This window comes from Microcoleus sp. B3-D2 (assembly GCF_036705345.1).
Classification (GTDB): domain Bacteria; phylum Cyanobacteriota; class Cyanobacteriia; order Cyanobacteriales; family Microcoleaceae; genus Microcoleus.
On sequence record NZ_JAUBUG010000008.1, the window covers coordinates 107856 to 121367 of the forward strand.

The following is a 13512-nucleotide window of genomic DNA, read 5'->3' on the forward strand; positions in this document are numbered from 1 at the left end:
CAATTAAAAGTTAAAAATTAACAATGAGAATTTTTGATTTTTAATCTGTAATTTCAGGAAAGGTCGCCCGTTTCTTTTTCGTACACTTTTTGTTATTTACCTCCAGGCAAGCAGCTCTATGGCCGGTGATTACTATGAAATATTAGGCGTTTCTCGCAGCGCAGACAAAGAAGAAATTAAGCGTGCTTACCGCCGCCTAGCTCGCAAGTACCATCCAGATGTCAACAAAGAACCCGGTGCCGAGGAGCGGTTTAAAGAAATTAACCGCGCCTATGAGGTACTCTCAGAACCAGAAACCCGCGCCCGTTTCGACCGTTTCGGCGAAGCAGGCGTCAGCGGTGCAGGTGCACCGGGATTCCAAGACTTTGGTGACAGCTTTGCCGATATTTTTGAAAGCTTCTTTCAGGGTTTTCAGGGAGGCGTGGGTGGCCAACAACAGCAAGGTCGCAGGCGCAGCGGGCCGGTGCGCGGAGACGATTTGCGACTCGATTTGCGGCTGGATTTTCGGGAAGCAGTGTTTGGTGGGGAAAAAGAACTCCGCATCAAGCATCTAGAAACCTGCGAAACTTGCACCGGGACTGGCGCGAAACCGGGAACCAGACCCCAAACCTGCTCGACTTGTACCGGCAGTGGTCAAGTCCGACGCGCTACCCGCACTCCTTTCGGCAGCTTTACTCAAGTTTCAGTTTGCCCTACTTGCAACGGCACCGGGCAAGTGATTGAGGATAAGTGCGAAACTTGCGGCGGCCGGGGTCAGAAAGAAGTGATGAAAAAGCTGAAAATCACAATTCCGGCTGGGGTTGACAACGGTACTCGCTTGCGCGTTTCCAATGAAGGGGATGCCGGCAAACTGGGCGGGCCGCCCGGGGATCTTTACGTGTTCTTGGCGGTGAACGAAGATCCGCTATTTAAGCGCGAGGGCACTAACGTTAGCTCGGAAGTTAAGATTAGTTATTTGCAAGCAATTTTAGGGTGCCGGTTGGAAGTGGAAACCGTAGACGGGCCGACCGAATTGTTGATCCCTAGCGGAACTCAGGCGAATACAGTTCTGACTTTGGAGAAAAAAGGGGTGCCTCGGTTGGGAAATCCAGTCAGTCGCGGCGATCATTTGGTTACGGTGTCTATTGACATTCCGACTAAGGTGACGGCTGAAGAACGGGAATTGCTGATGCAGCTTGCTAAGCTGAAGGGCGATCGTACCGGTAAAGGCGGCTTGGAAGGGTTTCTGGGTAATTTGTTTCAGAAATAAGCAATTTTTGACACCACTTGGTGTCAAATTTTCCTGTTTGAGGATTCCCCGGCAATTTGTTTTAGTATCTGTCAAAAAATTGTGTGGAATTGCTCACAAAAATCTCAGGTGGGACGCTTCCTAGGCATTCGGTTTCAGCAGCGCTGAAAAAAGTGAGCGCCATGGCGCTCACTTTTTTCAGAAAGAATAATAGTCTGTGTCCAATTGGACACAAAATTTGAGATTCTCCCGTGTCCATCCAACTTATTTAAAAAACTAAGGCTTTCAGGATTGGAGATTGCAAAAAGCATTATGAATTCAACATCGAAAATTGAAACTCCCAAATCCCCAGATGCCAAAATCGATCTGCGGGGTACCCCCTGTCCTCTGAATTTTGTTCGCACTAAACTGCGCTTGGAGCAAATGGCACCGGGTGCTGTTTTGGAAGTGTGGCTGGATGCTGGGGAGCCGATCGAACAAGTGCCCGATAGTCTCAAAATGGAAGGCTACCAGATTCTGGAAACGCAATTTGTCGCGGATGAGCCGGAGTCTGGCTTTTTTTCAATGAAAGTGCAGCGCCCAGAAGACAAGGAAGCAGGATGAGCCTGAATTCGCCCTCGATCGTCGGTACTGTAATTGCTGTTCAGGCTAACTTCTATCAAGTGAGGTTAGATCCCGAAGTCTCCATTGACGGGAAAAATGCTCCCCTCGCGGATTCTCCGACTCTCCTGTGCACTCGTCGCACTAGACTCAAAAAAATTGGTCAACAGGTGATGGTGGGCGATCGCGTGGTGGTAGACGAACCGGACTGGACTGACCGCCGGGGAGCAATTTCTGAAGTCTTCCCGCGCCAAACAGAACTCAACCGCCCGCCTGTAGCTAATGCCGATCGCATTCTCCTTGTTTTTGCCCTTGCTGAACCAGACTTAGATCCCGCGTCATTAACTCGGTTTTTAGTCAAGGCCGAATCTACAGGTTTAGAGGTAAGTTTGTGCCTGAACAAATGCGATTTGGTCACGCCCAATGAGTTGGAACAGTGGCGCGATCGGCTTGGCGGCTGGGGCTACGAACCAATGTTTATTAGCGTCCGCAGCGGTGCCGGAGTTCAGGAAGCCCCGGCTAACGATCAAAATGAAGTTTCTGGAGCGGAACCAGGTTTCCATGACTTAGTGGAGAAAATAGAGCCATCTATGCTGAGTTCTGAGGATAACCCTCAAATTCCCAATTCGCTCAAGCCGTTACATCCGTTAAACCCCGTACATAGCCCGTTGCCGAACTTGCTTCTAGACCACCTGCAAGGGAAAATAACGGTAATTTGTGGCCCTTCTGGGGTTGGCAAGTCCAGCTTGATCAACCAACTGATCCCGGCGCTGAATCTCCGAGTGAACGCTGTTTCCGGCAAACTCGGCCGCGGGCGCCATACGACTCGTCACGTCGAACTATTTGAACTCCCCGGCGGCGGACTTTTGGCCGATACTCCGGGCTTTAATCAGCCGGCTCTCGAATGCGATCCCTCAGAATTAGCGGAATATTTCCCAGAAGCGCGCCAGAGGCTGGCTTTGGGTAGCTGCCAGTTTAGCGACTGTTCGCACCGAGACGAGCCTAACTGTGTCGTGCGGGGCGCTTGGGAGCGCTATGAGTATTACTTGCAGTTTCTCGAAGAGGCGATCGTCCGCCAACAAGCTCTGCAAAACTCCAGCAGCGCCGAATCGAGTTTGAAGCAGCAAACCAAGTCGGATGGTACGCAGCATTACGAACCGAAGCTGCAAACTAAAAAATATCGCCGCTCTTCCCGCCGTCTTCAACACCAGTCACTCCAAGATATGTGTCAAGACTTAGAGGAATTGTGAGGAAGTCGCCGCCCATGGCCTGCAGGCGCTAGAAAACAGTACCCAGACTTACCCCGAAACTGGGTTCGAGCGAGGAAAATATAGAGGTTGCAGTCCTCGGAGCCCGTTCCCATGCAGCCGGTGTCTTTAGTGGCGAGTGCGTAAGTCCTGAGTACATTAATAGCTAAAATTAAATGGCCTTAGATTTGTTAAAAAAAGTAGAACAGAAGCAAAAGTTAGCGGGTACTGCAGGAGCAAAAATATTGTGAATATTCAAGAACTGTTTGAAAAAGGCGGCCCCGCCATGTGGCCCCTGTTGCTGTTATCGATTCTATCTTTGAGTACCATTATCGAGCGCTTGTGGTTTTGGGCGAGCCTTCTGAGCAAAGAAAAGCAGATTGTTAACCGTATTCTTGAAGCCGCTCGCAGCGATTGGGGGGCGGCTAACGAGATGGCCAGACAAGCTAACCGACAGCCGATCGGGCGATTTCTTTCTGCACCTCTGCGGCTCTACAATCCCGAACCAGATTTATTTCGACTCGCACTCGAAGCGGCAGCCGATGAAGAGTTGGCTTCGATGCGTCGCGGTGACAAAATCTTAGAAGCTACGATCGCTCTAGCTCCTTTGCTGGGCTTGCTGGGAACAGTTCTGGGCTTGATTAACTCGCTCAGTTCTATCCGTCTGGGCGACATCGGCACGGCGGCAACAACTGGCGTAACTTTGGGGATTAGCGAGGCGCTGATCACGACTGCTACTGGGATGGTAGTAGCAATTTTTACCTTGGCGTTTTATCGGATATTTCAAGCTTTTTTGTTCAACCAGGCAAAAATATTTCGCAAAGCTGGAAATGAATTGGAATTGCTTTACAGGCAATACTGGCCGGCAGCTAATGCTAAGGGTCGATCGCCCGGTGCAGAATACAGCAATTCTTCTTTTGGTGCAGATGGTTTGAACAGGCGTTCTCTCAATTCTCAAGAGGAGCGAGAACGGAATCGGGAGCCGAAATTGAAAGGTTCCGATCCGGCTGAAGATTCACCTTCTAATAATTAAAACTGCTGAGAACTGATGAAGATTAATCTAGATACTCCTGCTGAAGAGGCTCGGATAGAACTGGTGCCTTTAATTGACGTGATATTTTGCATTCTGACGTTTTTTCTGCTGGCCGCTTTGCAACTGACTCGCCAGCAAGCAATTAATGTCGATTTGCCTAAAGCAAAGACGGGACAAACGCAGATGCGAGAGATGCTGATTGTCAGCATTGACGATTTCGGGCAAACTTATATCGACCAATTGCCTGTTAATTACCAACAGCTCGATCGAGTTTTAAAGAGTTTCCAAAGTAAAAATCCTACGGGTTTGATGGTGCTGTACGCTCCTCAAAATGCGAGATATGCCAAAGTTGTGGAGGTTTTAGACAAATTGAGAGAGGTAGGGGGCGATCGAGTTGCCCTGGCAACTCTTCCTAGTTCGGCTTCCTCCCCATCGCCCAATCCCTCGCTTCCGAATTCTGGCATTCCTGCGGCACCTCCGATCGGCAATTCCGGTCAACCCCTGCCGTCTCCTGTGCCTCCTGGGCAGCAACAGTTCAATCCCAATCAGTTTCAATCTCCTCTCCCCGCTCCTGGGCAGCAGCAGTTCAATCCCAATCAGTTTCAATCTCCTCTTCCCGCTCCGGGGCAGCAGCAGTTCAATCCCAATCAGTTTCAATCTCCTCTCCCGGCTCCACAGCAGCCTAGCAACTTTGGGGCAAATCAGGGCATTCCTCCTGTTTCGCCTGCACCCGCTGCTCCCAATTTCAGACCCGGAGCGACCACTCCACCCCAGGATGGCCGGCCCTCGAATTAGCTAGAAGGAAGAAGGAAGAAGGAAGAAGGAAGAAGGGAGAACAGAGAAATAGAAATTCTCCGGCTCTCCCCATCTCCCGCTCTCCTCATCTTCCAATCTCCTCATCTTCCACTCCCCTCATCTCCTCATCTTCCAATCTCCGCCTCTCCCCGTCTCCTCATCGCGGAGAGACTCTCCGCCGGATTTGGTATAAACGGCTTCAATTCTTTTGGTTCGTACTGAGCCTTTTTTCTCTTGACAAGTAGATACACTTGTATATGCCTGCGGAAGGAACTTTTGCAGACATCTCGCCATCTCTATCCCTAAGTAAGGTATTTCTTAGGACAGATGGTAACTTTGTCAAATGATTGTTACCTTTTGTAATATAGACGAAAGCCAGATGGGCAATCGGGCATCCCGAAACCAACGGTGGATCGCTGAAACAACTTACAAATCTGGTTAATCCAGGTGTTCACTTTTAAGTCACCTTTACTTACAGAGGAGTCAAAGTCATGAGCCAACCAGCAGAATTGTCTTTGGAACAGCAATTTAGCCTGTGTTCCTTCAAAACACAGGTAAGTGACATGAGCCGTGAACAAGCTCAAGAGTTTTTGGTCAAGCTTTACGAGCAAATGATGCTACGAGAAACCATGTACCGCCATTTTCTGAAACACCACTGGGGTTTAGAACCTAACCCAGGCGTTGAGTAACAAAGAGTCGCAGTCGGCGACCTCCGTCTCTTACTCTCTTCCCTCAGGCGGAAAGGAGTTGGGGGTGATGGGGCGTCACTCGAAGGCAGAAGGTAGAAGACCTGTATAGAGACTTGAGGAAAATTGGACAGTTTCTTTGTGGATTTCACTCGAATTGCGGAGTCGAGCTAAGCAGTTTGTCGATCGACCACAGGAGAGCGCAAAAATAATTTATGGCGCCTCGACTCGAAAATTTAATAACTATTAATAATAAGTGTTAATTTTTTAACCAATTAAAATTTTTAACAAATTCAATATATTTGTCTTTAGTGGCAGCGGATGAGGTTTGACAACAATGGTGCTAGTCGGACATCTGAGCGCGACCTCCGACTAGCCAAACCTTCAGTTTTCACATCAATCTCTAGAACTCGCAAATGTGGACTCTAGAAAGAGTTATTCCCCCTGACGTTCCAGAGTCGCCTCCATTGTATTCGTCAAGTAATGACCAGACATGATGCCGCTAGATTGGTAGTAGCGGTTGTCATCAACCCGGTGAAGGGTGTCAAAACCCGTCCGCCGCTGGCGTTCGTCTCCCAATACCCAATAACGCTGGACGATCGACTGGGGAGCAATCCAACCTTCGCCCTCGACGCGGCCGAGTTCGCTGTGTTGGAGTACAAAAGTATACTGCCGTTCATCGCTGTTGAGGTGTCCTCGGTACTGCAAAATAATCTCTTCGCGATCGCCTCCAGGAAATACGAGCTTTGTCACCATACTGAACCAATCTGTTCGGTTCCAGCTCACTAAAGTTTTGCCTTTAACCGTAATTGGCACGCCATTGCGCTCAATCCAGCTTCCTTCGAGCGTCCATTGGCCAGATTCCATTAAAAACGTGTGAGCCACAGTGCTGTTCCTATGCTTTTCCTGCTGGCTACAATGCTGGTGCAACAACGCACAGCCGTTGTCCCTCAGACTCTATGCTATCACGCCCAACTGTGCCAACAAGAGTTAATTTCTCCTAAAAGTACCGGTGTCCGGGCACCAGTAACTTGAGGCAGATTGCCGGGAATGCCCCGAACCCGCCATGCGGCTAAAACCGCGAAAGCTATCGCCTCTTTAAAATCTACATTCAAGCCTGCCTCAGAAGTAGTCAACACTTGGACTGGATGCAATTGAGATTGCAATCGGCGTTTTAAGTAGAGATTGTGGCTGCCGCCCCCGCATAGTAAAACTCGATCGGGCATAGCCGGTAAAAAAGTTTGGTAACTGTGAACGATCGAGGCAACAGTCAGTTCTGTCAGAGTAGCCAGCACGTCAGCAGGACTGAGGTTGTAACCTTGGGCCTCGACCAAACACCTGTCAAAATAGTCTACACCAAATAGCTCTCGCCCCGTTGATTTCGGCGGTGCTTGGCGGAAGAACTCTGATGCGAGCCAATCCTCGACTAAAGCTTGACAGGGAGTTCCCGATGCCGCCCAAGCTCCACCTTCGTCGATCGTCTTAGTGCCGCCTGAGAAGTGCTGTACTGCCAAATCTAACAGGGAATTCGCCGGGCCTGTATCCCAGCCCGATATGCCCTCCCCAAGACTGAAAATCTCAGACTCGTCATTGTTTTCCCCTTTTCCTCTTGCCGGAAGATAGGTAACATTGCCAATTCCCCCCAGATTTTGGATGCAGAGGCTGATGTTGGGTTCCGCCAGCAGGCAGGCATCAACTATGGACACTAAGGGTGCTCCTTGACCCCCTGCAGCAATGTCTGCCGAGCGAAAGTTACTCACAGTAGTAATTCCTGTCAATTCCGCAATTAGCGCGCCCCGCCCAAGTTGCAAGCTGTAGCCCATTAACGCACCGGCGCTGTCTTTCTGGGCTTTCCCAGCAGGTCGGTGGTAGACGGTTTGACCGTGAGAGCCGATTAATTCGGCTTTCTCATATTCTGCTTGAATTGTCAATGCCGCCGTGGCAAATTCTTGAGCGATGGCATCATCTAATTGGGCTAGTTCAGCCATTGACAAAGCTGAGCCACTGCAAACTGAGAGAATTTGCGATCGCAAATTAGCAGGATAAGGGAAAGTCTTGCCTGCCACCAATTGCACTTTCAAGTCTGTTTGGGAACCGACCACATCCACCAAAGCAGCATCAATGCCATCCACCGACGTGCCGCTGATCAAACCGATAACGCGGGTCATTCAATTTTAGATTTTAGATTTTAGATTTTAGATTTTTCGATTTTAGATAGTCGGGTGCGATCGGGCGAGCGAATATTATTTGAGGTCGATCGTCACGATCACCACAGTAATATTATCGCGTCCACCTTTATCCTTAGCTGCTTGAATTAAAGCATTTGCAGCGCCCTCGCAGGCGCGAATCGACTTCAGAGGCGAAGCTATCAAAGGATCGGAAAGTTCTTCAGTCAAGCCATCGCTGCAGAGCAGCAAGCGATCCCCAGGCTGTACCTCCACCGGCAAAATATCTATCTCCCGCAAATCATCGCGGCCCAAACACTGGGACAAAACGTGACGCCAAGGATGAGTGCGAGCCTGATCGGGAGTTAGAGCCTTTCTTTTGACAGCCTGAGCCACCCAAGTCTGGTCTTCAGTAATCTGCTCCAAACGAGAGCCGTGCAGTCGGTACAACCGAGAGTCCCCGATATTAGCGCACCAGGGTCGGCCCTCATCCCTAAACATTAGAACCACAGCCGTAGTTCCCATATCAGCACGCTCGGGGTGGTCGAGCTGATCCGTCAAAATAGCTTGATTGGCAATTAAAAAAGCCTTTTCCAACAACAGCGGAGAATCCTCAGGCCCTTCCCAATGTTCGAGCAAATAAGATTGAATCGCCTGAGTCGCAATCCGGCTGGCTTCTTGACCTCCGGCGTGTCCTCCCATTCCATCGGCCACTATGAAAAATCGCCCATCAGAGTCTATGTAGTACGAATCCTGATTTACGGAACGAACTAGCCCTGTGTCTGTCTTACCTGCGAAAGAGCGTTTCATAGATTGGGTGATTGGACTCATCGAACTTGAAAGCTTGATTTAATTGGCTGAGATGTTTTCTTCCAAAACTTAAATCCCGAACGGCAGTTGAAATTTCTGCACCCCACGATCGCGAGTTTTGGAAAAATTGCACTTCCTTGACCTCATATTGTAGATCGTATGATGGTAATCCCATCTTAAAATTTTGCTAAATCCAGTAAATTCAGCAGCACCTGCAAAACAAGACTGGATTTATACCCAAAATCCGAGGTTTGGCTGGCGAAAAATCTAGGTAGCAACTGGGTTTTTAGCCTCACAGCGCGTAAACATTGTAAATTTCAGCAATCTGTGGTCAGCCAGCAAAAACTTAACATTCGATGTCAAATTTTTGCTGGCGAGAAATCTCAAACCTGAAATTTCCCAATCTCAAATTGCACAATTATGACATCCTGTCTAAACGATCGATCCGCTTGAACAAACGCAGCATAGCAAACCCTGCACCCGCCGCCAGCACTGCCACAGCCACAGCCGCCCAGACTTGATTGCTGACAAACAAAATTGTCGCCGACAAAGTAAAAGCACTCATCAGCAAAGCATAATTCGTGCCCATTTGAGCGCTGCTCATGCGGCGAAGCAAGCGCTCTGTTTCGGCAGAACGGACGCGAATCCGCAAATCTCCCTGTTCGAGTTTATCAATAGTCTCCTCAATCCGGCGGGGCAAACCCAAAGCACTCGAACTCACCTGAGCCGCCTGACGGCCGATTTCGTTAAAAATGCTGCTACTTGTATCATGGCCATTTCCATTAGTCATAAGCTGCATGGCAAAAGGTTGTGCCACCTCCATAAAGTTGAACTCGGGATCTAAACCTCGGCCCACCCCTTCGATTGTGGAAAAAGCTCGCATTACAAAAGTAAAAGTAGCTGGGAAGCGAAAAGGTTGGTTGTAGGCAATATCGTAAAGGTCGTCCGTAATCGCGCTCACCGACTGATTTTCAAAAGGCTTGTCCATGAAGTGGTCGAGCATATACTGGATGCTGCGGCGCACCGGACTCATATCACCCGTAGGCACCAAAGCTCCCAAATTGATCAGAGAATCCATAATCCGCTGTCCATCCTTGGAAGCAATGCCGTAGAGCGTCTCCATCAGTCCTTCGCGGACGTTCGAATGGATTTGCCCCATCATGCCAAAATCGTAGAAAATCAGACAACCGTCAGCACTAACAGCGATGTTGCCGGGGTGTGGGTCAGCGTGGAAAAAGCCGTCGTTGAGCAACTGGCGCAAATAAGCTTTTGCGCCCAACTGAGCGATTAATTTACGATCGATCCCGGCCGCTTCCAAAGCTTCGTAGTGGCTGATTTTAATCCCCGGCAGGTATTCCAAAGTCAGCACTCGCGGAGCCGCATACCGCCAATAAACCCTAGGCACCCGCACCCAGTCACAGTTGCTAAAATTGCGGCGAAAAGTATCAGCATTGCGGCCTTCATGGAGATAGTCAATTTCCAGCCACAGAATGCGACAGCATTCCTCATAAATCCCCATCCAATCTCGGCCGCGGCCCCACTTAGGATGGTTTTGAAAGTATCGGGCAATTCCCTTAAGAATTTGCAAATCGATCTCGAACAGCTTCCGCAGTCCCGGTCGCTGTACCTTGACCACCACTTCCGGGCCCGAATGCAGTTGAGCTTTGTGTACCTGACCCAGACTTGCAGCGGCCAGAGGCACCGGGTCAAAGCTGTGGTAGAGTTCTTGAACTGTCTTGCCCAAATCTTGCTCAACAATTACCTCTAACTGCTCGTAGCTGAAAGCAGGCACTCTATCTTGCAGCTTAGAAAGTTCCTCGACAAACTCTGTCGGGAACAAGTCGGCGCGGGTGGAAAATAACTGCCCAACTTTAATGAAAGTTGGCCCCAAATCCAAGAGTGTTTCTCGAACCCAGATAGCTTGAAAGCGGCGTCTGGCCACTTTCTTTTCTTCAGTCACGCCTCCCCAGTAGCTCCAATTTTTGCTGTCGAGCCACAGCGAAGCCAGCCAGAGCAAGACAAAAGACCAAATATCGAAGAAGCGCCGCTTCCGGGAGTATTTTTCGCGATTCCAGCGATAAGCTTTACTTTTGTAGGATTTACTAGCAGTTTTTGGCTCATCGGCTTCGCCAGTGTGCTTGGGGGAGCGCTGGCGATTAACAGAGTCATCAAGGAGAGCAGACACTTGGGTTCCCAAATTGCTTATTTTATGTTGTTGCTTTGATTGGAAGTAGGAGCGCAGGAGCGCAAAGCAATGCGCTCACGTAGTAAATAATAGTTGTGGTCGAATCGAGCGCTAGGGCAAACTGCTGCGGTAGCGCTGCAATTCCGATCGCACCAGAGCCACTTCGGCACGCAGCTCGTCAATCGTCGCTTGCAAATCTGCAGGATGGATGTCTTGAATGGTGGTGGTGCTTGCAGTGCCAGTTCTGTTCTGCATCGCCTCATCCGAAGCTCGATTTGCCCGTTCCACAACTCGATCTGTGAACTGCCGCAAGCGTTCTCTTTGTTCTGCGTCAAATTTGCCGAGTTCAGAGAAAGCGTTGGTTGCTGCGCTTTCTAATTGCTCGTACAGTGCTTCGGCAAGTGCTCTGCCTACAAAAAAAGCATGAACTGGGGGTTTACTCATAAAAAATCTCTGTGCGCTTCCGCAACAAATTATAACTTGCTTGTCCCCGATGATGCTTGCTCCCAAAGGAAGGAAGTTTGGGGGAATTGACACTCGCACCCCGAGTGTCGGGGATGGGATTGTTGAGAGTTAGAACAGTCTAACGCGCCACGGGTTAGCGCAAAAGCCTCGCTTACACTTGCTCAAATTCGAGGTTGGGGTTGCTTTGTACCAAAATGTTTGCAGCTTGGCAGTATTAATACGCGACATCACACCACCTCAGCGCCGCGCACATATTCTAACATAATTTAAATCAAAATAGAAAACAGTCCTGCATTTTTTTGCGGGCATTTGGATTGCAGAGGGAATAGGAAATATTCGATAAACTCAGACAGCGACTGTTGGGATTTTCAGATTCGACCGAAGTTTTTGGAATATAGTCGTTGGCTAGGTAGGGCCTTATTATCTCAACTACTGAGCGGATATTTGCTGACTCATAAAACCAAGTATTTGTCCGCACTTTGAACCAACAAAAACCCTACTAATTTGTCGCAGGTTCGGGAAAAGGCATCGTGGGATCTGCTACAGGGGGTGGTGAATCAGGTGCGATCGAACTATCTGAATTGTTGGCACTGCTGCTCGGTATCGCAGGCTCAGGCGATCGCTCGATGGGCGAGGCTATTACTGGCGGCGCGGATTCCGACGGCGGCAAGGTTTCAGCGCTAGCACTCTCAGGGGTAGGCGGGGCGGGCGCGGCGGGCGGTTCTGCAGGCAGGGGCGCAACTTCTGGTACTGGTGCGGCTTCTGGTTGGGGAGCTGGCTCGGTTTCGGTTTGAGGCTCTGGAATGGGGGACTCAGAAGGCTCCTCTGCGGGTTCGGGCGTCGGCGATGGCTCAGGTTCCGGTTCGGGTTCTGGGGCGGGAGTTTCCTGGCTTGGAGACTCAGAAGGTTGTGCGCTCGTTTCTGAGGGATCGTCGATCTGTTCGGGAATGTTGGTGCTGTCTAAGGAGGGTTTGGGGAGCTTGTTGAGTTCGATCGGGTAGAGAGGGCTGCTTTCGACAGACGGCTGCCCGAACATCGGCCCTGACAAATCGCGGGATTTGAGCAAATCTTCCAGAGATGGGAAGGATTCAATTTTGGGACGATTGCTGAGACTGGTGCTGTTGTAGTGCCATGCTAGGTCAAAACCCATCCAGCCTGCAATTGCAGCCGTTACGAGAAACGCCAGAAAAGTCAACTGCGGCGGGGGAGGTGCGGGCAATCTTAGACTTTGCTTGCCTTTTCTTTTTACTGATACTCGCTCTGTTTCTTGCAGCATGGTGAGCCAATTTTCCACTGTCTGAGGGCGGTTGTGGGGGTCGATTTCGAGTCCCTGAAGGATGGCTCGCTCGATTCTTGGGCTGAGGTTGGGCTGAAATTGCCGTAACTCAGTCAAGGGAATGCGATCGCGCAGGGGTGCTGCTACGGGCGCCACGCCGGAGAGTAAGTAATAGAGGGTGGCTGCGATCGCGTAGATGTCAGTGGCCGGTGTACATTTACCGTCATAGAGGTATTGTTCGAGCGGCGCGTACCCGGGGGAGAGCAAGTTAGTGTGGGTTTGTTTGGTGCCGGCGGTAAAGCCGCGGGCAATTCCGAAATCTATTAACATTACTACGTGAGAATCGGCTCGCCGGATAATATTTTCTGGATTGATATTTCCGTGCAGCAATCCGCTGTGGTGCACTGTACTTACGGCTGAGGCTATTTGCCGAATATAGTGAAGGGCCTGGGCTTCTGACAGCGGCTGATCGGTTTCGACTATTTGGGCGAGAGTTTGGCCCGGAATGTAGTCCATTGCAATAAAAGACTGTCCGGCTTCTTCAAAAAAGTCGATTACCCTGACTATGTTGAAATGCTGACACCGCGATCGCCGTTGGGCTTCGGCAATAAACTGCTGTTGAAATTGGGCAGATTCTGGGTGTTGGCGCAGACTTTCGTTGAGGGTTTTGAGTACGACGGTTTGGTTTAAATGGGTGTGGATAGCTCGGTAAGTGATGCCGAACCCTCCTATCCCTAAAGTCGCGTTAATTTTGTATTTGCCCTGTTGCAGGACTGTTGCTGGCGCTAAGTTCATCTTCAGTTGATGCCGTTTCCCAAACTATGCTACCGCCTTTGGGTTATTTCGCAGAGTTAGGGGTGAGGTTCGATCGGCGCCCTAGTTTGAGCTTTAGCTCTGCTATAGCAATCCTATATGATTTGTGATAATTTACCATAACTATGAAGCTTGACCGAAGAACGAGACGCAAGCCCCTGGCTTTAGACACGGGGATAAGTCGGCAGCGGTTTCAACCGCCTTCAATA

At 49.9% G+C, this 13512-nt stretch carries 12 protein-coding genes; 6 read left to right on the forward strand and 6 right to left on the reverse strand.

What is annotated here, in order from left to right:
• Positions 1-118 precede the first annotated feature (118 nt).
• The 6 genes from dnaJ (at position 119) to QUB14_RS05175 (ending at position 5592) form a co-directional block, all read left to right on the forward strand.
• On the forward strand, positions 119-1249 hold the full coding sequence (gene dnaJ, locus QUB14_RS05150) for a molecular chaperone DnaJ (RefSeq protein ID WP_333215424.1): 1131 nt from the start codon (positions 119-121) through the stop codon (positions 1247-1249).
• A gap of 291 nt (positions 1250-1540) precedes the next feature.
• On the forward strand, positions 1541-1831 hold the full coding sequence (locus QUB14_RS05155) for a sulfurtransferase TusA family protein (protein WP_190660391.1): 291 nt from the start codon (positions 1541-1543) through the stop codon (positions 1829-1831).
• Positions 1828-3078 (forward strand): ribosome small subunit-dependent GTPase A, encoded by a 1251-nt coding sequence (rsgA, locus tag QUB14_RS05160; protein ID WP_333215422.1) that lies wholly within the window; start codon positions 1828-1830, stop codon positions 3076-3078. Before QUB14_RS05155 ends, rsgA begins: the two co-directional genes overlap by 4 nt.
• Positions 3079-3322: 244 nt before the next feature.
• Positions 3323-4108, forward strand: coding sequence for a MotA/TolQ/ExbB proton channel family protein (locus QUB14_RS05165; protein WP_333215420.1), 786 nt, complete (start codon positions 3323-3325; stop codon positions 4106-4108).
• A 15-nt stretch (positions 4109-4123) separates the two neighbouring features.
• A complete protein-coding gene (locus QUB14_RS05170; protein ID WP_333215418.1) occupies positions 4124-4903 on the forward strand; it encodes a biopolymer transporter ExbD in 780 nt (259 codons plus the stop codon).
• 491 nt (positions 4904-5394) lie between these two features.
• Positions 5395-5592: an NblA/ycf18 family protein gene (locus QUB14_RS05175; RefSeq protein ID WP_006635253.1), complete on the forward strand. Its 198-nt coding sequence runs from the start codon at positions 5395-5397 to the stop codon at positions 5590-5592.
• Between the two features lie 432 nt (positions 5593-6024).
• Here the strand turns inward: QUB14_RS05175 and QUB14_RS05180 are convergent, their stop codons facing one another.
• From QUB14_RS05180 to QUB14_RS05205, 6 genes are all read right to left on the reverse strand, one after another.
• On the reverse strand, positions 6025-6474 hold the full coding sequence (locus QUB14_RS05180) for a hypothetical protein (protein ID WP_006635254.1): 450 nt from the start codon (positions 6472-6474) through the stop codon (positions 6025-6027).
• Between the two features lie 80 nt (positions 6475-6554).
• Positions 6555-7757, reverse strand: coding sequence for an anhydro-N-acetylmuramic acid kinase (locus tag QUB14_RS05185; protein ID WP_333215416.1), 1203 nt, complete (start codon positions 7755-7757; stop codon positions 6555-6557).
• A 75-nt stretch (positions 7758-7832) separates the two neighbouring features.
• A complete protein-coding gene (locus QUB14_RS05190; RefSeq protein WP_192808480.1) occupies positions 7833-8564 on the reverse strand; it encodes a PP2C family protein-serine/threonine phosphatase in 732 nt (243 codons plus the stop codon).
• Positions 8565-8982: 418 nt separating this feature from the next.
• Positions 8983-10749, reverse strand: a complete 1767-nt coding sequence (locus QUB14_RS05195; RefSeq protein ID WP_333215414.1) for an AarF/ABC1/UbiB kinase family protein — start codon at positions 10747-10749, stop codon at positions 8983-8985.
• Positions 10750-10860: 111 nt separating this feature from the next.
• A complete protein-coding gene (locus QUB14_RS05200) occupies positions 10861-11193 on the reverse strand; it encodes a DUF6825 family protein (protein WP_333215412.1) in 333 nt (110 codons plus the stop codon).
• Between the two features lie 520 nt (positions 11194-11713).
• Entirely contained in the window at positions 11714-13285 is a 1572-nt protein-coding gene (locus QUB14_RS05205) for a protein kinase domain-containing protein (protein WP_333215410.1), read from the reverse strand.
• Positions 13286-13512 lie beyond the last annotated feature (227 nt).